The organism is Kosakonia sp. CFBP8986 (assembly GCF_034044935.1).
Taxonomy (GTDB): Bacteria; Pseudomonadota; Gammaproteobacteria; order Enterobacterales; family Enterobacteriaceae; genus Kosakonia; species Kosakonia cowanii.
On sequence record NZ_JAXCXB010000005.1, the window covers coordinates 517336 to 541952 of the forward strand.

28 protein-coding genes and 2 pseudogenes are annotated in these 24617 nt (G+C 53.8%); 15 read left to right on the top strand and 15 right to left on the bottom strand.

Annotation, left to right across the window (positions count from 1 at the left end; genetic code table 11):
• Window positions 1-43: 43 nt before the first annotated feature.
• On the bottom strand, window positions 44-751 hold the full coding sequence (locus tag SOM48_RS14705; RefSeq protein WP_054802907.1) for a CTP synthase C-terminal region-related (seleno)protein: 708 nt from the start codon (window positions 749-751) through the stop codon (window positions 44-46).
• 120 nt (window positions 752-871) lie between these two features.
• Between SOM48_RS14705 and SOM48_RS14710 the strand changes: the two genes are divergently transcribed.
• Window positions 872-1219 carry a DUF488 domain-containing protein gene (locus tag SOM48_RS14710; RefSeq protein ID WP_288881985.1) on the top strand — a complete coding sequence of 116 codons (348 nt, stop codon included), beginning with the start codon at window positions 872-874 and terminating at the stop codon, window positions 1217-1219.
• On the opposite strand, the gene SOM48_RS14715 is transcribed toward SOM48_RS14710, so the two are convergent.
• Both SOM48_RS14715 and SOM48_RS14720 read right to left on the bottom strand, forming a co-directional pair.
• On the bottom strand, window positions 1216-1521 hold the full coding sequence (locus SOM48_RS14715) for a hypothetical protein (protein WP_128483105.1): 306 nt from the start codon (window positions 1519-1521) through the stop codon (window positions 1216-1218). The two genes, SOM48_RS14710 and SOM48_RS14715, sit on opposite strands and share 4 nt — an antisense overlap.
• Window positions 1522-1599: 78 nt before the next feature.
• Window positions 1600-1845 (bottom strand): putative hemolysin, encoded by a 246-nt coding sequence (locus SOM48_RS14720; protein ID WP_023481685.1) that lies wholly within the window; start codon window positions 1843-1845, stop codon window positions 1600-1602.
• Between the two features lie 302 nt (window positions 1846-2147).
• On the opposite strand from SOM48_RS14720, the pseudogene SOM48_RS14725 reads away from it, so the two are divergent.
• From SOM48_RS14725 to SOM48_RS14750, 7 genes and pseudogenes are all read left to right on the top strand, one after another.
• Window positions 2148-3176 (top strand): annotated as a pseudogene (locus SOM48_RS14725) (sensor domain-containing diguanylate cyclase).
• Between the two features lie 99 nt (window positions 3177-3275).
• On the top strand, window positions 3276-3353 hold the full coding sequence (gene yoaJ / locus SOM48_RS22695) for a protein YoaJ (RefSeq protein WP_071789586.1): 78 nt from the start codon (window positions 3276-3278) through the stop codon (window positions 3351-3353).
• Between the two features lie 96 nt (window positions 3354-3449).
• Complete coding sequence (locus SOM48_RS14730; RefSeq protein ID WP_320512218.1) at window positions 3450-5273, top strand: sensor domain-containing phosphodiesterase; 1824 nt, start codon at window positions 3450-3452, stop codon at window positions 5271-5273.
• Window positions 5274-5472: 199 nt separating this feature from the next.
• On the top strand, window positions 5473-7056 hold the full coding sequence (locus SOM48_RS14735) for a methyl-accepting chemotaxis protein (protein ID WP_139964896.1): 1584 nt from the start codon (window positions 5473-5475) through the stop codon (window positions 7054-7056).
• A 358-nt stretch (window positions 7057-7414) separates the two neighbouring features.
• Window positions 7415-7654, top strand: a complete 240-nt coding sequence (locus SOM48_RS14740; protein WP_023481865.1) for a DinI family protein — start codon at window positions 7415-7417, stop codon at window positions 7652-7654.
• A gap of 182 nt (window positions 7655-7836) precedes the next feature.
• On the top strand, window positions 7837-8412 hold the full coding sequence (locus SOM48_RS14745) for a YrbL family protein (protein ID WP_023481439.1): 576 nt from the start codon (window positions 7837-7839) through the stop codon (window positions 8410-8412).
• 129 nt (window positions 8413-8541) lie between these two features.
• The gene (locus tag SOM48_RS14750) at window positions 8542-9186 is read left to right on the top strand and encodes a hypothetical protein (protein WP_320512219.1); all 645 of its coding nucleotides are present in this window, start codon (window positions 8542-8544) and stop codon (window positions 9184-9186) included.
• On the opposite strand, the gene SOM48_RS14755 is transcribed toward SOM48_RS14750, so the two are convergent.
• Together SOM48_RS14755 and SOM48_RS14760 are read right to left on the bottom strand one after the other, a co-directional pair.
• Entirely contained in the window at window positions 9163-10371 is a 1209-nt protein-coding gene (locus SOM48_RS14755) for an MFS transporter (RefSeq protein ID WP_320512220.1), read from the bottom strand. The two genes, SOM48_RS14750 and SOM48_RS14755, sit on opposite strands and share 24 nt — an antisense overlap.
• A gap of 115 nt (window positions 10372-10486) precedes the next feature.
• On the bottom strand, window positions 10487-11020 hold the full coding sequence (locus SOM48_RS14760) for a hypothetical protein (protein ID WP_128483109.1): 534 nt from the start codon (window positions 11018-11020) through the stop codon (window positions 10487-10489).
• Window positions 11021-11345: 325 nt separating this feature from the next.
• Between SOM48_RS14760 and yjbE the strand changes: the two genes are divergently transcribed.
• Window positions 11346-11597: an exopolysaccharide production protein YjbE gene (gene yjbE / locus SOM48_RS14765; protein ID WP_054802916.1), complete on the top strand. Its 252-nt coding sequence runs from the start codon at window positions 11346-11348 to the stop codon at window positions 11595-11597.
• Window positions 11598-11725: 128 nt separating this feature from the next.
• Here the strand turns inward: yjbE and SOM48_RS14770 are convergent, their stop codons facing one another.
• The 3 genes from SOM48_RS14770 to SOM48_RS14780 all read right to left on the bottom strand — a co-directional run bounded on the left by SOM48_RS14770 (window position 11726) and on the right by SOM48_RS14780 (window position 13457).
• Window positions 11726-12148: a hypothetical protein gene (locus SOM48_RS14770; protein ID WP_054802917.1), complete on the bottom strand. Its 423-nt coding sequence runs from the start codon at window positions 12146-12148 to the stop codon at window positions 11726-11728.
• A gap of 364 nt (window positions 12149-12512) precedes the next feature.
• Entirely contained in the window at window positions 12513-12752 is a 240-nt protein-coding gene (locus tag SOM48_RS14775) for a hypothetical protein (RefSeq protein ID WP_320512221.1), read from the bottom strand.
• Window positions 12753-13001: 249 nt separating this feature from the next.
• On the bottom strand, window positions 13002-13457 hold the full coding sequence (locus tag SOM48_RS14780) for a GNAT family N-acetyltransferase (protein WP_320512222.1): 456 nt from the start codon (window positions 13455-13457) through the stop codon (window positions 13002-13004).
• A 254-nt stretch (window positions 13458-13711) separates the two neighbouring features.
• Between SOM48_RS14780 and pdxR the strand changes: the two genes are divergently transcribed.
• Entirely contained in the window at window positions 13712-15193 is a 1482-nt protein-coding gene (pdxR, locus tag SOM48_RS14785) for a MocR-like pyridoxine biosynthesis transcription factor PdxR (RefSeq protein WP_320512223.1), read from the top strand.
• 10 nt (window positions 15194-15203) lie between these two features.
• On the opposite strand, the gene SOM48_RS14790 is transcribed toward pdxR, so the two are convergent.
• Window positions 15204-16409 (bottom strand): MFS transporter, encoded by a 1206-nt coding sequence (locus tag SOM48_RS14790; protein WP_414672792.1) that lies wholly within the window; start codon window positions 16407-16409, stop codon window positions 15204-15206.
• A 129-nt stretch (window positions 16410-16538) separates the two neighbouring features.
• Here SOM48_RS14790 and SOM48_RS14795 point away from each other — a divergent pair, with 129 nt between their 5' ends.
• Window positions 16539-17000 (top strand): winged helix-turn-helix transcriptional regulator, encoded by a 462-nt coding sequence (locus SOM48_RS14795; RefSeq protein ID WP_320512224.1) that lies wholly within the window; start codon window positions 16539-16541, stop codon window positions 16998-17000.
• 40 nt (window positions 17001-17040) lie between these two features.
• Here the strand turns inward: SOM48_RS14795 and SOM48_RS14800 are convergent, their stop codons facing one another.
• Window positions 17041-18282 (bottom strand): MFS transporter, encoded by a 1242-nt coding sequence (locus SOM48_RS14800; protein ID WP_320512233.1) that lies wholly within the window; start codon window positions 18280-18282, stop codon window positions 17041-17043.
• Between the two features lie 61 nt (window positions 18283-18343).
• Here SOM48_RS14800 and SOM48_RS14805 point away from each other — a divergent pair, with 61 nt between their 5' ends.
• The gene (locus SOM48_RS14805) at window positions 18344-19336 is read left to right on the top strand and encodes an AraC family transcriptional regulator (protein ID WP_320512225.1); all 993 of its coding nucleotides are present in this window, start codon (window positions 18344-18346) and stop codon (window positions 19334-19336) included.
• Window positions 19337-19401: 65 nt separating this feature from the next.
• Here SOM48_RS14805 and SOM48_RS14810 read toward each other — a convergent pair whose 3' ends face one another.
• Window positions 19402-20298, bottom strand: coding sequence for a LysR family transcriptional regulator (locus SOM48_RS14810; protein WP_319551811.1), 897 nt, complete (start codon window positions 20296-20298; stop codon window positions 19402-19404).
• Between the two features lie 100 nt (window positions 20299-20398).
• Here SOM48_RS14810 and SOM48_RS14815 point away from each other — a divergent pair, with 100 nt between their 5' ends.
• Both SOM48_RS14815 and SOM48_RS14820 read left to right on the top strand, forming a co-directional pair.
• Window positions 20399-21229, top strand: coding sequence for an SDR family oxidoreductase (locus SOM48_RS14815; protein ID WP_320512226.1), 831 nt, complete (start codon window positions 20399-20401; stop codon window positions 21227-21229).
• 89 nt (window positions 21230-21318) lie between these two features.
• Window positions 21319-21804 carry a cupin domain-containing protein gene (locus SOM48_RS14820; RefSeq protein WP_320512227.1) on the top strand — a complete coding sequence of 162 codons (486 nt, stop codon included), beginning with the start codon at window positions 21319-21321 and terminating at the stop codon, window positions 21802-21804.
• 126 nt (window positions 21805-21930) lie between these two features.
• Here SOM48_RS14820 and SOM48_RS14825 read toward each other — a convergent pair whose 3' ends face one another.
• The 3 genes from SOM48_RS14825 to SOM48_RS14835 form a co-directional block, all read right to left on the bottom strand.
• Window positions 21931-22482, bottom strand: a complete 552-nt coding sequence (locus SOM48_RS14825) for a hypothetical protein (protein ID WP_320512228.1) — start codon at window positions 22480-22482, stop codon at window positions 21931-21933.
• A 140-nt stretch (window positions 22483-22622) separates the two neighbouring features.
• Complete coding sequence (locus SOM48_RS14830) at window positions 22623-23204, bottom strand: contact-dependent growth inhibition system immunity protein (RefSeq protein WP_320512229.1); 582 nt, start codon at window positions 23202-23204, stop codon at window positions 22623-22625.
• A 5-nt stretch (window positions 23205-23209) separates the two neighbouring features.
• Window positions 23210-23794, bottom strand: a complete 585-nt coding sequence (locus tag SOM48_RS14835) for an RNase A-like domain-containing protein (protein ID WP_313447727.1) — start codon at window positions 23792-23794, stop codon at window positions 23210-23212.
• A 224-nt stretch (window positions 23795-24018) separates the two neighbouring features.
• Here SOM48_RS14835 and SOM48_RS14840 point away from each other — a divergent pair.
• A pseudogene (locus tag SOM48_RS14840) lies at window positions 24019-24250 on the top strand (DNA cytosine methyltransferase); the annotation flags it as partial.
• 161 nt (window positions 24251-24411) lie between these two features.
• Here the strand turns inward: SOM48_RS14840 and SOM48_RS14845 are convergent.
• Window positions 24412-24617, bottom strand: a 206-nt coding sequence (locus SOM48_RS14845; protein ID WP_320512230.1) for a 2-thiouracil desulfurase family protein, incomplete at its 5' end; no start/stop codon positions are given.

Sequence of the window (24617 nt, forward strand, 5' to 3'; positions counted from 1 at the left end):
GGCCGGATAAGGCGTAAGCCGCCATCCGGCACAATCCACGGGCTTATTCGCCTGCGGCGCGCAGCATCGCATGCACCAGCGGCACCGGGCGACCTTCCAGCGCGCCGCGCTCGTGCTGGAACAGCGTGGCGACAAAGAACGGATGGGTAATAAGCTCTACCGCCCGCACCTCACCCTCTTCATCCCAGCCGGTCACCCGCAGATCGCCACGCTCCAGCTCGCTGGCAAACTCCGGGGAGACGCCAAAACTACAGCGATAGGCTTCATCAATCTCATTGCGCCCATAGGCGCGGGCAATCAGCGTGTTGGGTCTTAACTCAATGGCAGCGGTTTGATCCACCAGCGCACAGGTCAACGGCGTAATCACCATCTGCCCTGCGGTTTCGGTTTCAGCATGGGCGGCATCCTCCCAGCCCAGCACATTGCGGGCGTACTCGATCACCGCATGCTGGAAACCGCCGCAGGTGCCGAGAAAGGGAATGGCGTTTTCACGCGCATATTTGATGGCGATAAATGCCCCTGCTGCATTCTCATACGGGCTGCCTGGCACGACCCAGATGGCGTCATAACCGACCAGATCTTCAGGATTGTCGATCTCGCGGGTTGCCAGCCAGTCATAATCAGCGGTGATCTCAAGAACAGCCGCGGCATCATCAATGGCGAGCGGGATCGCCTGATGCGCAACAGTGTCGTGGTTATAGTCGCCGATCAGCGCAATGCGCAGTGTCTTTTTAGGCGGAATGTGGTTCATGGAGAAGTGCCCCTATGCCGTGGTAGATAATGGCTAACATAAGGCGCATCACACTAGACGTCTTTAACATTAATCACAACACTTTAAAATCAATGACCAGACGAAAAGGGAGAGAACGCGATGATCCAGTGTAAACGTGTTTACGACGCCGCCAGTAAAGAGGATGGCTACCGGGTGCTGGTCGACAGGCTCTGGCCGCGCGGCATAAAGAAAGCCGATCTGGCTTATGATGAGTGGTGCAAAACGCTGGCGCCGTCAACGGAGCTGCGTAAAACGTTTCACGGCGAGGAAATCGATTTTGCCGCCTTTAAGAAGAGCTACCGGGAAGAGCTGAAGGCACAAAAAGAGGCAGGAGAACAGCTGGCGGCGCGGGGGAAAAACGGCACCGTCACGCTGTTATATGCGGCAAAAGAGAGGGATCAGAACCACGCCGTCGTGCTGGCGGAGTGGCTGCGCGCGCTGCGTTAGCTCACCACCTGCGTACGCTCGTCCTGCGGCGCGCTGTCCGGCTGCAGGGGCATCAGGTGCTCGGCGCGCACAAAGGCAAAACCATGCTGACCGTCAAACGCGGTCACATCGCCCGTCACCAGCCAGAGCGCGCGCGCTGCGGTGCGCGGCATTTCGGTGACCACGCCATTCACCGGGTTGAGAAAGCGCTCACCCGGCTGGCAAAGACCGAATAACTCAACGGATTTACCGATATTGCTCCGCCCGCTGGCGGTCTGGGCGCCGATGACTAATGCCTGGCTGCCCGGTCGTAACTGAAACATGCTTCTCTCGCCTGATCTCGTTAAAGCTTAATATGAGATAATTCTGAAAGAGAAGTTTACCGGGCTTTTCTGCCGCTGTCACGATCCCGGTGTGGGATGATCGCGACGCCACAGCGCCCACTCGTCGATCACCTCGCCGCCCGGCAGTTTGCACTCGGTGCGCACACCCTGCGGGCTCTGCACCGGCACGCGCTCGCCGCCGCGCTGCTGGCAGTAGACTGCCGCCGGGTTGGCCATGCCTACCTGCGGATGATCCGGCTTTTTAGCAGGTGATGAGGTGCAGGCAGAGACCAGCAGCGGTAAAACGAGTAACCCATAACGCATCTTCTTTTCCTTACAGTGACCAACAACGCTCTTCAGAATAGCCGCGCAAGCGGCATATCTCCATGATTTCTCCATCCTTAATGCACTTTTCGCCGTTATAGTCTGCCTTGTTCTCACCCATGACCAGAGAACATCATTCCGTAATCAATGAGTTTTTGCCCCGCTTCATCAGCGGGGCTTTTTTTTGCCCGCTACACGATATATCAAATCTTTTTGGTTCATGTTTTAATGGCGCGCCGTCGAAATAGTCAGCAATAACGTGCCGGGTCAACGAGGTACCCACGCACCGGAGCCCAATATTCATGTCCGATTTCATTCTCGCCCGGGTATCGGAAACCCTGGCGAAAGATCACTCGCTGGAAAGCTTAGTCCGCCAGTTTCTGTAAATGCTGGAGATGGTGACCGATATGGAATCGACCTATCTGACCAAAATCAGCGACGACCCCCGCCAGCAGCACATTGTCTACTCCCGTAACAGCAAGCAGCTTGAGATCCCTGAAGGCTTCTCCCTCCCCTTTGGCGACAGCCTGTGTAAACGCGCGCTGGATGATAACTGCCTGTTTGCCAATGATGTGGCAACCCGCTGGCGCGATTGCGAAGCCGCCCAGGCGCTGGGGATCACCACCTATCTCAGCCAGCCGGTGCAGCTGGCTGATGGTTCGCTTTATGGCACGCTGTGTGCGGCCAGCAATCAGAAAAAGATGCTCAGCGCGCGCGGCGAGCAGGTGCTGCGCCTGTTTGCCGGCCTGATCGCGCAATATATTGAAAAAGAGTATCTGGTTGACCAGCTGCGCGAAGCCAACGCCGCGCTGATCGCCCACTCCTATACCGATGTGTTGACCGGCCTGCCGAATCGCCGCGCGCTGTTTGAGTCGCTGCAGACGCTCTTCTCACTCGCCCGTCATCTCAACATTCACGTCATTATCGCCTTTATCGATCTCGATAATTTCAAAGGGATTAACGACCAGTTTGGCCATGAGGCCGGCGATCGCTTCCTGATTGAGGTAGGCAATCGCCTGACGCAGGATCGCGGGAAAGATGACATTATTGGGCGTCTCGGCGGCGATGAGTTTTTACTCGCCTGCCCCGGCGGCCCGCTCCACCAGCCGCAGGGCATGCTGCTCAGTGCGCTAAAAACGCGCCTCGATAAGCAGATCGCCGGTGAATATCAACTCGGTGATGTTCATCTTTATTACCCCGGTGCCAGCGTCGGCGTGATTGAAATTAACCCTGAGCAGTACGATGCGGATAGCGCCCTGCGCGCGGCCGATGAAGTAATGTATCGGGTGAAGAAGAGTAAAAGCAAAAAAGCGTTCCAGCAGCTCAATTAATGGCGTTTTCTCCCGTTGCTGGCATGAGGCAAATCTTAATGGCCTCGCTTTCATATACACTTAACAGGGTCGGCGCGAGACGCTGACCGAGGAGTTCCCATGAAAAAGACCACCATCATTATGTTGATCGTCGCGATTATCGCCGTGGTCGGCACTCAGCTTGGCTGGTGGAAATAGTGATACGCGGCGGCATCTGATAATCCGACGCCTGTCACGCTGATGGCGTTCTCAGACGAAGACACCCTGTTTTAACTTGTTGGGCAGGAGCGCACCATGTTTACGGGCCTTAAAAAAAGTGAAAGCAGACAGCTGGCCGCGCTTGATTTATTGAGTAAGGCCGACGCGGCCCGCGATGCGGCGCTGGCGGAATTTGCGCGTCTGGCCAGTGAAGTGATAGGGGTATCAGGCTGCTTTATTACCACCTTTGATGATGAGTTTCAGTACATCAAATTCGTCGAAAAAGTGCCGATCGAGCATGACAAAATCGCCATCGATCGCAGCATGTGCCAGTATACGCTGGCCGACCGGCAGACGATTGTTTGTATCGATACCCGCCTCGACACGCGCTTTTCCCATCAGCCGCTGGTCCAAAGCGGTGATATCCTCTTTTACGCCTCGGCACCGCTGATCGCCAAAGAGGGAGCAGTGCTCGGCACGCTGTGCGTCACCCATCCTGCGCTCTATGAACCCGATGCTCGCCAAATCGCCAGTTTTGAGCGCATCGCCGCTCTCGCCACGCTCTACCTTGAATCCTGCTACAACATTGGTCTTGTCGATGCGCTGACCGGCCTGCCGAACCGCCCCTGCTTAATTAAAGAGATGGCGCACCTGAAGCAGAACGCGAGCGGTGATTATGCGCTGATCATCTTTGACTGTATTGATATTCCCCGTGCCTATGAATTGACCCGCTATCTCGGCGTTGAGGCGCTGGAGACGCTGCTGCGCAGCTTTGGCCCGCTGTTGCAGATGCGCCTGCGGCTTAACAAGGCAACAACGCTTTATGCCTTCGCCACCGGACGCTTTGCGGTGCTGACCGGGCGTGACGCGGCGAACAGGCTGGCTAAGCGGGTCGCAAAAGTGCACGCTTTCCAGGCGACCATTGGTAGCGATATTAATATCAATCTCTCTATTCACGCGGGTTATGTCCCCTTTACGCCGCAAAATGACAACGTACAGGAGGTGGTGCGTCAGGCGATCAGCGCCCTGCATGAGGCGATCCGCGAGAATATCCCGGTATTGCACTTCAACCCGGTCCTTGATGAGCAGCGTAATACCGATTTCCGCCTGCTGTACGATCTCAGCCAGGCAATCAAAACGGGCGATCAGCTCCATATGGCCTATCAACCGAAAGTCTCTCTGCGTACGGGAAAGACCGAGGGCGTGGAGGCGCTGCTGCGCTGGACTCACCCCGAGCTTGGGCCAATCTCACCGGCGGTGATCGTCACGCTGGCGGAAAAAACCACCCTGATGGCCGATATCACCCACTGGGTGATTAAAACGGTGATTGCCCAGGTCAAAGCGTGGAAGGCGATCGGCATTGATCTTCCCGTCTCCATTAACGCCACGGTGAGTGATTTCTCGCGCAGCGGTTTCGCCGATGAACTGGCGCAGCACATTATCGATGCCGGGCTTACACCTGCCGATATTCACATTGAGTGTCTGGAAACGGAAAAAGTGCTGGAGAGCGATGCCGCCCTGCGGGAGCTTAACCGGCTTGATGCGCTTGGTTTTACCATCCTGCTTGATGACTTTGGCGCAGGCTACAGCAATATCAGCTACCTGCGACGCATCCCGATTGACATGATCAAACTCGACCGCTCGCTGGTCAGCCAGATTGCCACCGATGACGACAGCCGCATCATTGCGCGAAATGTGATCATGATGCTTAAAGAGTTGAACTACGAGGTGCTGGCGGAAGGGGTGGAAGATCTGGAAACCGCGCGCATGCTCGAAGAGTATGGCTGCGATGAAGCGCAAGGTTATCTTTTTGCCCGCCCATTATCGGCGGCGGATGTTCCCGCCTGGCTGCTGGACAGCAAACCCTGGCGCCTGCTGGCGCAGATCCATGCCGATCCCAGACATCATTTGGAAGGTTAACCCCTCTGCGCATGCGCTAAGTTGAGCAGTAATACAGCGTCACGAAAATGTCATAAAAGTGCCATCTGCTTATATATCAAAATATTAAGCTAAAAATGCTCTGTTTCTGTTCAGATCGACATTAAAGCCCTGCTTAAATACGTCGATAGTGCTGGCGTGCGCGCCATTTGCGCCTCACCACCAGGGGAAGTGACACAGCATGAAAATTAACCATCTTACTATTGGGCAGCGTCTGGGTTTGTTGGCGACGTTACTGTTACTGGCAACGCTGTTTATGGGGATTCGCGGCCTCGCCATTAACGCTGGCGCACTCGCGCAAAACAAACAGATCATGGCAACCGAAGGCGAAGTTGCGCAGAGCATCGACACGGCGCGTAATGCGCAAGTGCAGTTCAAAATTCAGGTGCAGGAGTGGAAAAACACGCTGCTGCGCGGCACACAAAATCAGGAAACCTTCGTTAAATACAAAAACGCCTTTGTTGAACAGAGCCAGAAAACGCAGGCGCTGTTAAAAACCCTGAGCGTGCTGCTTCCAAAGATTGGTGTCGCAAACAACGAGGTTGTCAAAACCATCGGCTTGCATGCAAAGCTTGAAAGAGAGTATCTGGATGCCTTGCAGCACTACGATATTGCTGATGCCAGCAGCGCACAGCGGGTCGACCATATGGTGACCGGTATCGATCGGGAACCGACCAAAATGATCGATACGGTGGTGGCGAGCACGCTGCAACAAGCGGCGCATATCCGCCAGCAGACCGAGGCGCACAATAACACCCTGTTTGAAGAGACGCGTCTGATGCTGACACTGGTGATGGCCTTTACGCTGATTGTCGGCATGCTGATCACCTGGTGGTTAATTCGCAGTATTACGCGCCCGCTGGCACAGGCAGTCTCCGTTGCCCGCACCGTCGCCGCGGGCGATCTGCAATCCTCCTTCGTCATTTCCGGGCGCGATGAAACTGCCGAGCTGATGCGCGCCATGCAGGAGATGAACCGGAACCTGACGCGCGTCGTCTCCGGGGTTCGCTCCGGCACTGAAACGATCGCTGGCGCCTCACAGCAGATTGCCAGCGGCAGCCGAGAACTCTCCGCACGCAATGAAGCGCAGGCCAGCGCGATTGAACAAACCGCCGCCTCAATGGAAGAGCTGACATCGGTGGTGAAAAACAATGCCGATAATTCACGCATCGCCAGTGATATCACCCGTGAAGCCACGCGCGTGGCGAACCAGGGCGGCGAGGTCGTGGAGCGTGTCGTGACCACCATGAGCGAGATCAATCATCTCTCGACCGAGATCAGCAGCATTATCGGCGTGATCGACAGCATTGCGTTTCAGACCAATATCCTGGCGCTCAATGCGGCGGTAGAAGCGGCGCGAGCAGGAACCGAGGGACGCGGTTTTGCCGTGGTGGCATCAGAAGTGCGCGCTCTCGCGCAACGCTCTGCCACGGCGGCGAAAGAGATCAGCGAGCTGATTCAGCGTTCGGTGAATCGCATTGATGAAGGCAACAAACTGGTGAAAAATGCCGGCAGCGCAATGGCCGAAATCATGCAGAGCGTTGAGCGCGTAAGCCAACTTGTCGATACCATTTCGCTGGCCAGCAACGAGCAGAGCGTCGGCATTGATCAGGTGCACGTCGCCATCACGCACATGGATGCCGCAACGCAGCAGAATGCCACGCTGTCACAAGAGTCCTCTGCCGCCGCACACGCTATGCAACAGCAGGCGGAACAGCTGGTGGAGATGGTTCGCATCTTCAAACTTCAGCGCGACCCGGCATAAGCACACTTTCGCCAGGGGAAGTACAAAGGCTGATGATTAATACAGTGATCATCAATTTTATAAATCCCTCCAGCGAAAAATTTGCGTTTGTGCCGCTTTAGCCACCAGGTTATAAAGTGCGCAAGTGACGGATATACGCTTAAACAATTTGTACTCTCTTCGCTGGCAGTTTTGATGTCGAAACTGCCATCCTTTATTTCTTCCCCCCTGCTAAAAAACACTCCCTGCTCCGCCCAATATGCCCGGTTTACGGGCTTGTACGCAGAATGCGCCTCTCTTACACGCTTTAATCTTGAATACTGATTTTTTATCCAGTATAAATGCTGCACGAAAAATTCAGACTGAATAGGACGACCCTGTGTTTGTTGAACTGGTTTACGACAAGCGTAATGTTGAAGGTTTACCCGGCGCGCGCGAGATTATCCTCACTGAACTGACAAAGCGCGTACACCGCATCTTCCCGGACGCCGATGTGCGGGTAAAACCGATGCAGGCTAACGGCCTGAACAGCGATGCCAGTAAAAGCGATCGTGAAAAGCTGAACCGCATGCTGGAAGAGATGTTTGAAGAGGCGGATATGTGGATGGTTCAGGAGTAAACGTCAATGACGTGATACGCGCTGCGCGTTATTTCAGGGTCGCTCTTTACCCCCGCCGGGCGACCAAATTTAACATGTGGTGCGCTTATTCCCTGCCTTCCGGGCAAATGTATCAAAGCATTTCCCTCGTTTAGGAAATATTTAACCGCGCAATCTCATAGTATCCGGCAAGGAGAGTAACCATGCTGATACTAAAAGAGAATATAGGAAGCGGCCGCCACCGCCGGTGTTACCAGCACCCGTTTGATAGTCAAAAATGTGTCAAAACCCTCTATAACCCCGATGACGGTGGGTTAAAAGAGGTGAAGCGCGAAACGCGCTACTACCGCAAAAAATCAGGCTCTATTCAGGCATGCCAGGCCATTCCCAACTACTACGGTAAAATCCAGACCAATTTTGGCACCGGCCATGTTTTTGATCTGGTCACCGATTACGATGGGAAAATTTCCAAAAGCCTGGCCTTCTACCTGAAGAACAAGCGTCTTTCTCTGCCTCTGCTTGAGGAAAAACTCGCTGAGTTGCGCAGCAATCTCATTGAGTACGGCATCTCGACCATGACGCTGAAAGAGTACAATGTGCTGGTGCGTAAAACCGCGCCGCAAGAGTATGAATTGGTCGTTATCGATAATATTGGCGAAGCTGAGTTTGTGCCGCTCTCATCTTATTTCCGCTTTCTTCATCGCCGGAAAATAGACAGGTCAATTAAGCGCTTCAAACAACGCATCCATAAGATTATCAATACCGTTCAGGCCGCCTGAAAATAACGCAACCGGCTATTTTGCCGGTGCGTTTCCCACCCTGATAAGTCAATACGCCACTAATCGCAAAGCAGCACAAACCCTCATCCGCTATGTTAGCCCGCTAATTATTATCAATGTGGCAATATTATGAAATTCGATAAACGCCTGACGCCCACTACCGTGATGCTGGCGGCTTTCTCCTGCATCATTCCTTTTTTCGCCGACTTTTCTCTGCCCCTTTATCATGGGCTGTCGGTATCAGTGATAGAAAATGTCCAGGCACTATGGCTGCTGTTCGCTTTTGTTTTTACCTTGCGCTTCGCACTCACTACTCCGCTGACGCCGGAGCGTAAACGCTTCTGGCTCTGGGCGGCAACGTGGTGGCTGGTATTGCTCGGACGCAGCGTCAGCTGGGGCCGCGACTATTTTCCCCACGAGCCGCGCCTGCTGTTTCGCGCCATTTCGGTGTTACTGATTGGCGCTCTGGTGCTGTTTCCTCTCTTTTCCCATGCGCTACGCCAGCAGATTAGTGACCGGCTGCGCCATCAAACCCTGCTTGTCTGGAGTTTCGCGCTGGTGGTCATCACCTTCCTGATATCCGACAGCGTGGAGCACCATCGCGCAATTGCCCACTTCTTCCTGCACAAGCGCGACTATCAGGATTTGATTGAAGAGCTGTATGAGTTTCCCTTTATGATTGGGCTCTTTTATGTCTGCCGCGATCTGATGCGCCGGGAACCATTAACAGCGCATCAGCCGCAGGAGCGGTCACTCGCGAAGGGGTTGCGTTGACCCTTTTTTGGCGAAGCCGAGCCAGATGAGCAGCGCCGTCAGGGCAATGGTCGCCAGCGTGATAAAAGCCGTGCGCCACGAATAGTGCGTTGCCACGGTTCCCGCAAGCGAGGGACTGATAGCGGCACCAAAGCCCTGCATCAGCATCACCAGCGCCTGCCCGGCATTGACGTGCCCCGTGCCGTTTAACAGCGAAGCAATAAAGCCGGGCACTGCCACGCCGAGGATACCGGCGCTCATTCCATCGAAAATCTGCACCGGGATCGCCGCCCACGGCGAGGGCCATAGCGCGGCGGTCATTGCGCGAACCGGCAGGATAATCAGCGCGATCAAAATCAGTTTTTCATAGCCATATCGCTGGGCGTAACGCGAGACCATCAGCGCCACCGGGATCATCACGCCCTGCGCTATCACCACCGTCATTGCGGCATACGCGCCAGGGTTAAACAGAGTGGCGTTATGGCCTGAAGCCACCTGCATACTCAGCATCGGCAGCTGTGCGGCATTCGACAGATGAAACAGCATCAGGGTCAGCCCGGTGATGGTGAGCGCCGGGATTTTGAGCAGCGTGAAGAGCGAGGGGATCTCGCCGAGGGCCTCTTCAGGATTCAGCCCACGCGCGACGCGGTGATCGATATCTTTTTCGCGGATCGCGAGCACCGCTATCAGCGCGCCAAAGGCCATCACCAGCATCAGCAGGAAGACCGCGCCGATGCCCCAGTACCAGCTGGCAACACCCGCCAGCAGCGCCGAGAGCATATTGCCGCCGTGGTTGTAAGCTTCATTGCGCCCCAGTTGATGAGCAAAGCGCTTCTGCCCTACCAGGCCGAGCGTCAGACCGGCCATTGCCGGGCCGATAAATGCCGCCGATATGCCCGTTGCTACCTGGCTTGCGTAAACCATTAACGAGCCGGGGAAGAACCATAGCAGCAGCGTGCCCGCCATAATCAGCAGCGCGGCCACGGCGATAATCGCCCGTTTACGCGCCGAGGCATCCACCACAATCCCGGAGGGCAGCGTCGCCAGAAGCCCGGCAATGCCGCCTGCGGTCATCGCGTAGCCGATCGCTTCCGCGCTCCAGTGATAGTGAATCAGGAAGATCCCCAGAAAGGGGCCAAGACCATCCCGCACATCCGCCATAAAGAAGCTGAGCAAACACAACGCCTGAATCGAACGTAATGGCATCTTAAAGTTCTCTTTTTTCCATATTCAATGAGCAGGCAGAGTCTACCCTGGCGAAGCGCTACCAGGGTGCTATGAAAGTGTTACAAAAATGTGATGAGTTACGTGAAAGGATGAATCAGCAGGGCCAGCCGAGCTGCTCACGAATCGCTCTGCGATAGGGCGTGTCGAACACGGCGGGAACCCGGCAGATATAGTCCTGCGCGTGGCTGAGGGTGTCGCCCGTTAACGAACGCAGGTAAGCGAGCGCATCATCGACACAGGGGATCCTCCCTTCAATGCCATTGAAACGCGGTGGCAACGCGGTCCAGATCACCGCATCAAGCTGTTTCGCCGCCGCCCATGTGGCGAGCGCACCGTCCATATTGCCCGCCAGCACCAGCGAGCCGACGCCATCTTCCCGTGAATCCGGGATCTGCTCGCGCTTGCGCAGGGCCGCAGTCGCAAGCTCCAGATCGCCAGTGTTGAGAAACGCCCAGTGGACCGGAACAGCCGGCGCGTTGATGCAGATCGCCGTTGCCAGCTCACCCCCATCACCAACGCGGGAAAACTCAATAGGTAAACGTGGGCCATCGGCATGCCAGCGGCTGGCCAGTGGTAAACCATCCGCTTTCCAAATCAGCGATCCCCAACCAAGACAGGCAATGTTCATTCTTGCTCCTTGTTCTTTTTTCCATTCACCGCAGCTATCGCGCAGCCCGGTTACAGGCCGCTGCGTCGCACCTTTTAAGCGTAGGCCGCGCCGCTAAAAGCGCCAGCAGCGGCGCGGGCAAGGATGCGGATAGTCTGAAAATATCCGCTGAGATTAAAAACGAGGCGTTGGGAAATCAGTCATTTGATAGTCATATCACGGGTGAATAAAACGTATATTTAACATATAGATACAGTTATAAATTTCACTTAAGTAGCAATAAAAATAGTGTATGGGGTGGGTGTCATTGCCCTGATGGAGGAAACGTTAAATGGAGAAGAGAAAGATGAAAATGACAATTGCTGCCCTGGTTCTGATTGCAGCGGCGGGTAACGCTGTTGCCGCGCCGGGCTCCGCCCTGGAACTCAATAGCGGTGAAGCAGCTGGCGCAAACGCCTCTGAGTTTGCCGTGGGATCTTCCGCCATTGCGGGGGTAACCATCGCCACAGCCATTACCGGCCTCGCACTGATGGCGGCTGGCGGCAATAACGGTTCGAATACCGGCACCACGACGACGACCACCACCTCGACACAGTAAGTTGCGCTTCGCCTGACGGGCTCAGGCGGCTGTCATTGCACGCAAAAACGGGAACCTGAAGGTTCCCGTTTTATTTGCGCGCTTGTCAGCGTACTACGCGCTGCAATTAACGACCTCAAAGGGCGCGTTTATTTCTTCTGTTTTAGCCTTGGAAAGACTTCTAGAGGGTGACAGAGGGTTATAAAGGACAATATAAACGCAGCGATCCCACATCCCCAGCTCACAACAGGGCCTAATTGATGAGCACTACCCCAGGCAATCACGCCCCAATAGAAACAAGCATGCGCAACATAGATCAGGTGCAGAACCGGTCTTTTAAAACCGAATAAAAACAGCAGTGCAGAGACAATGTAGACCAGCCCATAGGCAGGAAGCGTTTTCCAGCCTGCCTGGGAGGTTAAAAAGTAACCCGTTACGCCACCTGCTACCAGCCCGTGGATGATCAGCACCGCATAGACAAACCAGTAGTCGCTTCCACCACCACCACGAACACGGCGCCTGATACTGCTTAATTCTTCACGGATCCTTACCAGCTCATCTTCTGTACTCATTTTTTATACCCTTTCTTAAAAAGCGAACAACGTTCGCGACGGCAAATAAGCCAAAGGTGAACACCCTCACTGTGCTCAGGTATAAGTTATTTTCCTTGTACATAAATGGAGCCGCTATCCTACATTTTTCGCCATAGCGCTTCAACATACCGTTAGCATTTTGCCAACATAGCAGCCGCGAAATTTATAAAATATGTTCGACTAAAGCTAAATTTATTATCGTTTCCAGCCGTGATAATTCAACAATATGAGAATAGCCTTAATAAGCAACATTACTCCTCTTTCACCACACTGGATTATGGCAAAAATAGGGGAATCCTCTGGCTCCCCTATTTTTCTCAGTAAAACAGAGTGAGGCACGGTATTAAACCGGCATAGAGAATGTCGTGACTTTATCCGTTTGCGGATCGATGGCAATGACGCAGATGGCATAGTTACCGCCAAGGCGATCTTTGCGATCGGATATTTTCAGATTGTAGGTCTGCGAAAAAGAGGTATAGCTGGAGGAGTTGGACTCGTTAAGTTTGAAGCCAATGATCTGTTCAAAATAGCTGCGGCTCTTGCCGATGCTGGTTTTGCACTGCTCGTTTGTGATGGTGCCCACCCTCCTGGCAGAGGCACTCTGCGGTGCGTTTGTGCCTTTAGGCGTGAGCGCGGCATTCACTGCGTTCATCTGATCTTGCATACTTTTCTGGAAATCAGCGCATGACGCAGAGGCCAGTATCAGGCCACACAAAAGTACCTTCTTCACTATTTTTACCATCCTGTTCACGTTAAAACGGCTGCGGCGCGTGGCTTGCTGCGAAGTCCTGCTTTTTATTTTTAAGGCGAATGAAAGGTGCAAAAAATATCGCTATCTCACCTGCATGCGATATTCAATCATGCCGCTCTTCTTCGCCACCCAGTCATATAAACGCTGCCCACGATAATTGGTTTCGTGGGTATGCCAGTAGAGATGGCTGGCGTGACGCTTTCTGCTCTCGCGCTGCACATATTCAATCAGCTGTTTGCCTGCTTGCTGGCCGCGAACGGATTCGCACACATAGAGATCTTCAAGGTAGCAATAATCGCTCTCGGACCAGGTTGAGCGGTGAAAGAGATAATGAGCAAACCCCACCACCTTGCCGTTATATTTCGCCACCGCACAGAATACCGGCTCCACCGGGCTGTAAAATCGTTGCCACGTACGTCTGGTCACCGGCTCGGGAATATCTACCTTATAAAACTCCTGATATTTCTCCCACAGCGGTAACCAGCCTTCATAATCACTCTCGATGACCGCTTCAATCGTAAAAATAGTATTACTCATAGTAATGACCTCTCTTTTTTTATATCTGTTACATGCCCGGCAGGCGCAAATAAGCTGCACCGAAATAGATCCCGGCGGTAATTTCCCACCCACTGCATGGAAATAGCTAATCAGGCTTGCGAAAGGATTATAAGCAGGCAATGGCACGTTTAGCCCCACCAATTTTGGCGTCCACAGCAGACCAATTTAGGGTTCGGCATTTGTCCTTGTTGCTTTAGACTGACGGCTAAGATGCGTCATGGCGGGGAGAGCCGATGTTTAAGCATGCACAACTAGAAACGGTGAAAGCGTGGATGATCGATCCCGCCAACGGATCGCTGCCGCTGCATGAAAGGATCCAGCGGGCAATACGCACGCTCATCCTTGACGGGATTTTGTCTGAAGGAAAAGCGCTTCCCGCCTCCCGCGCGCTGGCAACATCGCTTACGGTCTCGCGGGATACCATTGAAGCCGCCTACAGCCGCCTGCATGCGGAGGGGTTTATTGAACGGCATACCGGAAAAGGGAGCTTTGTCTCGCCCCGCACCCGGTTGCTGAAATCGCATGCCCGGCAGCGCCGTTCAAGCGCCGGAGCGCGCAAACCCGCGCTCAGCGCCCGGGGAGAGGTTATCTATGAAAGCGGAGGGGTGCGTGAGTTTTCCCGGCCTCGCCCGCTGGCACCGGGTATTCCTGAAACATGGTTATTCCCGATCCCTACCTGGGAGCGCCTGCAACGCCAGGTGCTGAAGGAGTATCGTCACCAGGCTCTCGATCAAAGCCCGCCCCAGGGTATGGAACGGTTACGACGGGCCATCGCTGAGTATGTCAACCTGGAGCGTGGCGCGCACGCTACGGCAGATCGCATCATCATTGTCACCAGTTCCCAGCAAGCGCTGGCGCTCTGCGCCAACGTGCTGATGGATAACAACGATGGCGTGGTGATTGAAGATCCTGCCTATCAAGGAGCGCATAAAGCATTCAAAGCCGCCGGGCTTAAGACCCTGCCGGTTGCGCTCGATGAGAACGGCCTGTCGATTGAGCAACTTAACGCGCTGAGCGAACCGGCAAAGGCGATCTATCTCACCCCTTCTCATCAGTACCCTACCGGCGCCACGCTCTCTCTCGATCGGCGGCTGGCGGTTATCGACTGGGCAAACCGGCACCAGGCGTGGATCATTGAGGATGATTATGACAGTGAGTTTCACTATGAAGGCAAACCAATGGCCTGCGTCCAGGGGCTGGATGGCTCTGACCGGACGATCTATATCGGCACTTTCACGAAGTCACTTTTTCCTGGCCTGCGCATCGCCTACATGATCGTTCCCGACGAGCTGGTAGAGCCGCTGACGGTAGCGCGCACATTAATGGATGGTCATACCGCCTCCATTCCCCAGCTGACGCTGGCTAAATTTATTGAGGGCGGACACTTTGGTGCTTATGTGCGGATGATGCGCGGCGTCTATGTTGCGCGGCGTGACAAACTGGCCAGCCTGATCGAGCAGCACCTCGCTGATTTCGTCACCTGGGTTACGCCAGCGGGTGGCATGCAGATGCCCTGCCATCTGAGAGAGGGGATCGCAGAAGCAGAGATCGCCCTCGCCGCCCGCCGCGCGGATGTCGATATGCTCGGGCTGACCGCGTTATATGCAGGCCAACCTGCCTCAACGGGTTTTCTGATGGGCTTTGCCGCCTACAACGAGCGGGAAATTGAGTCCGCTGTGTTGAAGCTTGCGGCGATTTTTCGCGCGCGCGGATAAGGGTAGCTATCTATCTTTTTGTGCACCAGAGCAGAAACGCGCAGGCGCTGACGCCTGATCCGGCGATACAGACTGCGCTCCAGCCAAAGTGAGCGTAGAGCTGGGTGGCAACAATTGCGCCCGTTGCGCTGCCCGTCGAGTAAAAGCACATGTAGGCGCCCACCAGCCGGCTTGCGGCCTCTGGCCTGGCGGCGATGAGTGTGCTCTGGTTGATTACGTGCACCGTCTGCACGGCAAAGTCCAGCATCAGGATGCCAACAACCAGCCACAGCAGAGAAGATTCGGTACATGAGATGGGCCACCACGAGAGCGTCAGCACGACCAGCGCGGCACCGCAGGCGCTGCGCCCCCAGCCTCTGTCAGCCCAGGCACCCGCCTTCGCCGCGGCCAGTGCACCGGCCACCCCTGCCAGGCCAAACAAGCCTGTCTCCGTATGGGATAACGACAGCGCAGTGAGCGGCAACACCATTGCACTCCACAACATGCTGAACGCCGTGAAGATAAGCAGCGCGAACGCACCGCGTCTTCTCAACTGCGGCTCAGTGATAAAGAGCCTGAAAACCGAGAGCAGCAGAGAGAGATAAGGCGCGGTGCGCCGCTCAACGGATGGCGCGGGCGCCGCTTTCGCCACCATGCAGGCCATCAGCACTATCATGCAGGCGGAGGTCAGGTAAACCGCCCGCCAGCCGGCAAGATCCGCCAGGCTGCCGGCGACTACGCGGGAGAGCAGAATGCCCAACACAATGCCGCTGGTCACCGTGCCGACAATTTTTCCGCGTTGCTCCGGGGCCGCCAGAATGGCGGCCCAAGCCACCACCAGCTGCACCACCACCGCCAGCAGACCAATAAAAAATAGCGCACAAAGCAGAGTGACAAAATTGGGCGCTAATCCCGCCGCCAGCAGTGCCGTAGCCGAGAGCGACAGCAGCGTGATGGTGAGGGTTTTTCGGTTAATCCCATCCCCGAGCGGCACAAGGAAAATCAACCCGAGCGCATAGCCCGCCTGGGTGGCTGTTACCACGCTGCCAATCACCGCCTGGGGAATATTGAGAGTCAGCGCGATAGATTCCAGTAAAGGCTGTGACGCGTAAACATTTGCCACCGACAGCGCGCTTATCAGCGAGAACAAAAAGACAATGCCCGGTTTCAGCACCAGAGCAGCGCCAGATCCTGCATTCTGCGTGATACCCGCCTCTACACTCAATTTATTCCTCATCACACCTGCCCATTCTGGTTGCTTTTTAAAACCACAAGAGCGACAGAGATAGCATTGGCGGTTTTCTTTTGCAACCAGTTTGCGAGGGACTTATACTCGTCTCCCTCAAGAGATGCCGGGAGTGCAGAAATGGCGAAACAGGAATCCCTCAGAACCAGTGAATGCCCCGTGGCCCGAACCCTCGAGTCGATTGGCGAGCGCTGGTGTTTGATGATTATCCGGGAAGCGTTTGACGATGTGCGCAGGTTCAGTGAGTTTCAAAAAAATCTGGGGCTGGCAAAAAACATTCTCGCCGCTCGCCTCAAACTGTTAGTTGAGCACGGTATCTTTGAGATCAGCCCGGCATCCGATGGCAGCGCCTACAGTGAATATGTCCTGACCGACAAAGGCCGCGCGGTGTTTCCGATTGTGGTGGCGATGCGGCAATGGGGTGAGCGCTACCTCTTTGCCGAGGGAGAGGCGCACTCTGTATTGGTGGATAACACCAGCGGTCAGCCTTTGCAGCCGTTACGTGTCTGTTCCGCAGAGGGAAAAAAAGTGGAGCCGACGGATTGTCACCGCCAGCGGGTGACGTCAGGTGGCAAAGCGTAGTCGTCGATTTAGGCCCTCCCTGGCCGCTAAAAAGACGTTCTTATTCAAATGAGGTTGCAGGGGTATTCGCCCGCGCGCTGTTTACCTGTACAAGGCGTACTTTTGTGCCAATAACAAGCGCAGCAAGGAACATGACGCCACCTGCGACAACGAAGACACCGGTTATGCCGCTCAAGCCAAAGATGACGCCTCCCAGCGCCGCCCCGATGGCGATTGAGGATTGTACGGCGGCGACCACCATGCCGCCGGCCGTTTCCGCCTGATCCGGAACAGCGCGTGCAACCCAGTTGGACCATGCCACCGGAATACCGCCGAATGCCAGCCCCCATATCGCAACCAGCAGCATCAGCCCGGTTTCCTCAAGTGGAAATATGATCATGCTTAATGCGGCTGCACCGACAATGGCTGGCATCACCACCAGAGTGAGGCGAAGGCTACGCTCGATTAGCCAACCGGAAAGCAGCGTGCCGATAAAATTGGCGACGCCAAAGCCCAGCAGAATCAATGACAAGCGATCGACATCCAGCGGCACAACGCTCTCCAGCGCCGGGCGGATGTAGGTAAACAGTGCATACTGGCCGGTATGCGCCAGTACACACCCCATCATGCCTGTCGCAATGCCTGGCCTGCGGAGTAAGTCTGCCACTGAGGCCGTTTTCACCCTGCTGCGCGGCGGCATCGCGGGAAGCGTAAAGAGCTGAACGATCAGCGTCAGCGCCCCTACTGCTGTTGCTGCGATAAAGGCACTGCGCCAACCGTACATCCCGCCCAGATAACTGCCCAGCGGTATCGAAACCACTGTCCCGACAGCAATACCGCTGAAAATGATGGCAAGCGCGCGCGGCACCCGGTTTTCAGGCACAAGGCGCATGGCGACGGCTGCTGCCATACTCCAGAACCCGCCGAGCGCGATCCCAAGCAGGATGCGCATCGCTAAAACAACCATCAGGCTTGAAGAGAGCGCAACCAGCAGGTTAGAGGCAATCATCAGGACCGTGAAACCAAGCAGAACGGTTCGTCGATCGAGGCTGCGGGTTAGCCGGGGAACGGCCAGCCCGGCAAACAGCGCGACCACTGCCGTTACCGTGACCGCCTGACCCGCCATAGATTCGGTGACACCCAGATCGTAGGCCATCGGCGTTAGTAAACTGGCAGGAAGGTATTCCGCCGTCAGCAGACCAAACACGCCCATTGCCAGTGAAAACACCGCCAGCCATGCCGATCCTGATCCTTCACCCTCATTAACCTTTGTGCATCGTGCTTCAGTTACATCATTTCTCATCACAATCTCTTCCTGGGTTAAATTTCCACCCAAAGTCTAGAGTTGAACGTCTGGACGATCTATGATGCTGCGTCCTGCATTTTTACCCGAAACGCCTGATATGAACACTGAAGCACATTTTGTTCTCTCATCCGATTTGATCAGTGAACTGCTGATGGGTTTACGCCTGCGCGGCGTTCAGTACCGTCGTGTGCAGACCGGACCAGAATTGGGTGTCGGTTTCGACACCAAACCGGGTCACGCCTATTTCCATTACGTCGCGGTGGGTGACGTCCTTTTACGCCTTAGCGATGGCACGCTGCATGCGCTCAAAGCCGGAAGCGCGGTATTTATGCCCCAGGGCGCGAGCCATCAACTGCTCTCCAGCGCAACGAGTACCTTTCAGCACATTGATGAACTGGGTGCCGCCCCTATCGGCGAATCCGTGCATGGGGTCGACACCTGCCCCAGCACGCATCCGACGCCAAGCACGGTGCTTTTTTATGGCTGTATGGAGTTTGATCTCGGCGCGATGCAGGCGCTGGGTAAACTGATGCCTGAAGCCATGGTGGTTGACGCCGGGGAGCAGCGTTATCCGGGGCTGGTGCCCATCATGAACGCGATGAAAAGCGAAATTTGCTCCGGGCGTATTGGCTTCGCTGGTATTCTCGCCCGGCTTGCCGAGGTGGCCGCGTCCATGATCGTGCGCGGCTGGATCGAGTCCGGTGGAGAAAACGCCTCTGGTCTTATGGCTGCCTTGCGCGATCCCCGCCTGGCACGCGCCATTCTGGCGCTCCACCGCGATCCAGGCCGGGAGTGGAGCGTTGCCGAACTGGCAAGCCAGGCGAATGTCTCTCGCTCTGTTTTTGCCGATCGTTTTAAGTCCACCATTGGGGTCTCCCCTTTACGCTATGCCACGGAGTTACGTATGCGCCTGGCAAGCCACTGGATCAGCAATGAGAAACTCGCCATCGAGACAGTCGCCCAGCGTCTGGGTTATGCCTCGCAGGCCGCCTTCAGCCGCGCGTTCAAACGCATCAATGGCTGCCCTCCCGGCGTGCTGCGACAACGTTGAGGGAAAGAGGAGTATCTGACAGGAATGGCACAGCCATAACAGCAGTCTGTTCACCCGCGACAGGCTCAGCCACGCTGCATCGCTTTGACCCTGTCGACAAAAAGCCTCAATGCGACGGGCATATGGCGATGTTGCGGAAAGTAGAGGGCGATCCCTGCGGACGCCACCGTCCAGTCGTCAAGCAGCGTCACCAGTTGCCGATCGCCAAGATGCCGGCGGGCGTAGCGCTCCGGCACATAGGCAATGCCTAAACCGGCGACGGCGGCTTCGACCATTAACGCGCTGTTATTCAGCGTCAGGCTACCCGGCACATCCAGCTCAAACTGTGCGTCACCCTGCTGATACTCCCAGTGATAGCGTTTTCCGCCGGGCAAACGCTGGCGCAAACAGCGGTGTTGCATCAGGTCTTGCGGATGCGCGATTGTTGGTCGCCCTGCCAGATAACCGGGCGAGGCCACTGTTACAAAGCGCAGCGGCCCGCTGAGAGGAATGGCGATCATATCGCCCGGCACATCTTCAACCAGACGAATGCCGGCATCAAACCCCTGCTCGACGATGTCGACCAGTTGCCCCTGCGCCACCAGATCAATTTCAATTCCGGGCTTTTGCTGGATAAAGTCCGGCAACACCGTTTCCAGCAGCAGGCCGATCGCCGTATCACTGGCGCTGATGCGCAGCGTGCCATAAGGCTGCTGCGCGCTGGCGCTCACATCATTTAGCAACTCATCCATTTCAGCCAGCAGCGGCGACAGGCGCGCCATCAGCATTTCACCGGCATCGGTGAGCGCAACGCTGCGGGTGGTGCGCAGGAAGAGCTGCACGCCAAGCGACGTCTCCAGCGCTTTAATCGTATGACTCAGTGACGAGCGTTTGAGCCCAAGCAGATCGGCCGCGCGGCTAAAGCTCCGCTGCTCGGCAACGGTTTTCACCGCTAACAGTTCGTTCCAGGAGGGACGCTTCATTGTTGAATATTCCACACCAGCTCATTCCAGTTCAGGGCGATTATGGCATCAATTATTCGTTTTATGATTGTTTCCACTTTATCAAACGGAGATAAGCATAATGAAAACCTGGCTAATAACCGGCGCATCCAGCGGTCTGGGTCGCCTGACGTGTGAAGCGCTGCTGGCACGCGGCGATCGAGTGGTTGCAAGTGTGCGCAAGAGCACCGTGCTGGAAGAGATGGTGGCGAAGTATGGCGACCTTTTGCAGGTCATCGTGCTCGATTTGAGCCATTCGGCAACAATAAAACCGACCATCGAGGCGGCATTTTCGCAGGCGGGGCGCATCGATGTGGTGGTCAGCAATGCCGCCTATGGCCTGTTTGGTGCCGCCGAGGAGTTGAGCAATGCCCAGATTGAGCGGCAAATCGCCACCAATCTTACCGGCGCCATTCAGCTGATCCGCGCCGCAATCCCATTGTTGCGGCAGCAGGGCGGCGGGCGCATTGTGCAGGTTTCGTCAGAAGGGGGGCAGATCGCCTATCCTGATTTCAGTCTCTATCATGCGACGAAGTGGGGAATTGAAGGCTTTGTCGAAGCGGTTCGTCAGGAAGTCGCGGCCTTCGGCATTGACTTCTTGCTGGTCGAGCCTGGCCCGACGGCAACGCAATTCGGTGCAGGTCTGGATATTGCCGATGCCCTGCCCGCCTACCGCGATACGCCAGCGGGGAGACTGCGTGCGGCTTTGCTTGCGGGCGAGTTCGCCATCAAAGGCGATGCGCAGAAGTGCGTGGCGGCAATGATTGCAGCGGCGGATGCTGCAAGCCCCCCGCTTCGCCTGCCGCTCGGCAGCACGGCTTATGAAAATATCAACGCCGCGCTGGAAAGCCGCCTGGAAGCGTTGCAGGAGATGAAAGCGGTAGCGTATAGCGCCGATCGTGAGCAGAAGTAAGCGGATAAGGTGAAAATAGTAACGGATCGCGTAATGTATCAGTGTCATTAAAAAACTGAGCTGGACTCAGATAACTATGGAGTGACCTAATGAGCGAAACATTCACCATAAAAAACTTCAATAAAGTAAATGACGTACGTTTTGAGCGCGAGCCACTCTATGCCTCAGAGGGCGGATCGCTCACCTCCGGCACGCTGGCCAACAAGCTTGGTGCCTCTGTGGATACGCTTCCGCCGGGGAAAAGATCGACGCCCTTCCATTTCCATCATGTTCAGGAAGAGATGTTTATCATTCTGAAGGGGAACGGCACGCTGAGGATCGCCGAACGGATGGTTGCCATCGAAGAGGGAGACGTTATCACTATTCCGCCCGGAAAAGCGTGGCCGCATCAGATTATTAACACCTCCTCCCTGCCGCTGATGTACATCTCTGTCAGCACCATGGAGTTCCCCGAAGTGTGCGAATACCCGGATTCAGATAAATATTTAGTGAAATCCACCAATCAAAAAGATGATGGTTTCAGGGTGCTCGACTTCAGGGGTAAAGGCGTCGATTACTGGGAAGGCGAGCCATGAGGTAGGGAATGTAGCGTATCGGATTGGCAGGAGTCATGCCCGCTTTGCGCAACCAGCCGGCATGCTCCTGGAGCTGAAGTTCTGCTATGAGCGAAAAGCGGACGTTTTGGTTGCAATACATGTGTCTTAATCAACCGAGAGGGAGGTATTGCCACCGGCAATATTCAATTTAGACAAGGGATTGGCAGTTAGCGCTCCTGCATTTATAAGATCGCGTACTTCATATAATTTGCTACTGACTTTATGAAGATCAGATATGAATCTATCCAGAAATTCATTGGTCACTTCGAAATATTTACCTTTCTCATCTAACCTGCGATGCAGAATTTGCTCACCCATTTCGCTGGTTATTGGATATGCATGCGCAAAGTCTGATCTCTCAGTATTCAATATCTCAAATAGTTTAGCTGCATCCAAACCTGTTCGGTAAGCGATACGACTTGAAGACTTTACTTTTCTTACGCTTGCACGGAAGGCATCCAGAATGTCACCTCCCATCTTGCCTTGTAGTGCAGTCCGGTCGATTGTCTTATCCAAAAGCGAAGCAATTTCGGTCATGAAGCTAGCTATTGAGCCGAAGCCATACAGAGCGATACCCAGCCTGTAGAGATAAAGATCATCATCCGGTAAAGCGAGAAGTGTTTGTTGCTTAATTCTACTAAGTTCTTCCAGATTCATACTGAACTCTCATTTTACTTGGTGATAAAAAAACAACAGCTTGCGTGATATTATTTTCTTTTAGAATAGAGGTGCAGCGATAAAGTCTACCTTAAGTGATTATTGCTGCTGATATCCACAGTTATATACACACGGAACTATCAAGCTTTTAATTTCTTTTGATAATCTCCCGTTAAAGAGTAAGATGGTTCGTCAATAGCTTGAATAATTTGCTTTCTTATAAGTTTTCGACGTAATATTCGCTTTTTCTGCTGACTTATTATTTTAGCTCTTGGATGAGCAGATGCAACCATTGGTAATATCTCTTCTTCATGAGTGACTTCAACATTTACACGCTTTCTTCTTCCAGTTCGCCTTATGCTAACACGACCCCACCCATCAATAATGTACCTACCTGTTCTTACCCTTTGGACGATTTTAGTCGATGGGTTCGGATATTTATCAACAAATTTGAGCTGTAACATTTTAAAAAGATCGTCTACTGGTGTAACATCAACATAACCTTTAAAATGCTCTTGAAATTGTTGGTTGAGGTCTGTTTGTTTATTTTCGTTTAATAATTGTACGATTTCATTAAATAATTGTTTTACTCCATCTTTAGGTACCTCCGAAAGATAAATATCTATAATACTGGAAATATCGGTTGAACCAATTTCAGCAACAGTATCTTGATTGAAATATGACCTAATCATGTTTTCAATTTTTGGATATTTTTCAAACATAGTGATCACTCCGGAATAGGAAATGCAGTTAGGATGTGATGTGGCATGCTATTATGAGGAGTTGCCTTCATTACAAGAGTGAATTTTTTAGACATATACTGAATTTTCGACGGATCACTATTGGCAATATATGTGCCAAGAATATCTTGTGTTAATAGTTCTTTTGCAAAACGGGCTTCAGTACGGTGTGGGTTGTTATACCAAGAAAGAAATTCATTGAAATAAGTATTAAACCATTCTGAAGTTGCTACTTCAGCTATATTTCGGTCCATAAAAGTTGATGCTATTTCTATTCCTGGGAAGCGAGATATCAATTGCGCTACTGTTAGTCCAACATGCCTTTGAAGGGTGTGACCACCAGAATTAGGGGGTGGTGTTTTTTCATGATGGCTGAGATCGATCCTAGAAGTCGCAGGTAGAGCTGTCCATTTTTGGGTTACATGTTGTGGGTTGTATGCATTAGCTTGGAAAGGCACAGGATTTCCGGACATGTGAATAGCCTCACGATTTCGATTAAAGGAAATTGCAATAAAAATCATAATATCGGCAGTACTGAAGTGAAGTTTAACTTTTTTACTAACTATTTCCACAATAGAAAGCTACAACCAGTCATCTTAGGCTTAAGAAATTCGGTGATTTACTTAAGTTGAATCCGGAACGGTAAACGCACCGACCAACAAATGTCGGGCATTACCACCGGTGGGGCGCACTGGGTAGGGAGGTGAACACGCAACACGCCGTCAAATTATATGACGAACAGCATGTGCGGTAGGCGTTAGATTTTCTCCATTAACACTGCGGCTCGAATGGCACTGGCCTGGTGACTATCGAGGGCGTGGTGTACCACATCGTTGATATTGGCATGAGAATGCTACAGCCACATGAGCTATGCCGGGCCGGACTGGTACATCGCCGATCAAGACTATACCGGTAAGAAGTATGCGAAGGATACACTGGTATCGCGGTGTGGTAATGCAACGCCCCCGCCATTTGCTGAAGCTATGGTTCGGGCAAATCTTCCTGAGTTTTGTGTTTCAAGGGAATAGGCCGCCTGAATCATCTTCTGTATGCCGCTCAATCGCGGCATTTACAAGGCCTTAATGGTCTGCTTTGAGCGAAAAGCGAACATGAGAGATTGATATCTTTAAATCAGGTAAGCGACACAGAAAAGCAAAATAGTCTGACATTTTTACCATAGACAGAAGGCTCAGCTTTCTCTTTCCTCAATCCAGGTAATAAGTTCAGCGAGCTGAGTATCAGAAAATACTGCTATTCCATGCTCATTAAGTAACGATGCTGCGACTCCCATACCAGGCTTACGCTGGCCACTAAAAGAGCCGTCATAGATAAACTGACTTCCACATGTAGGACTACCATCAGTTAATAATGCAGCGGTACATCCAGACTCCTGTG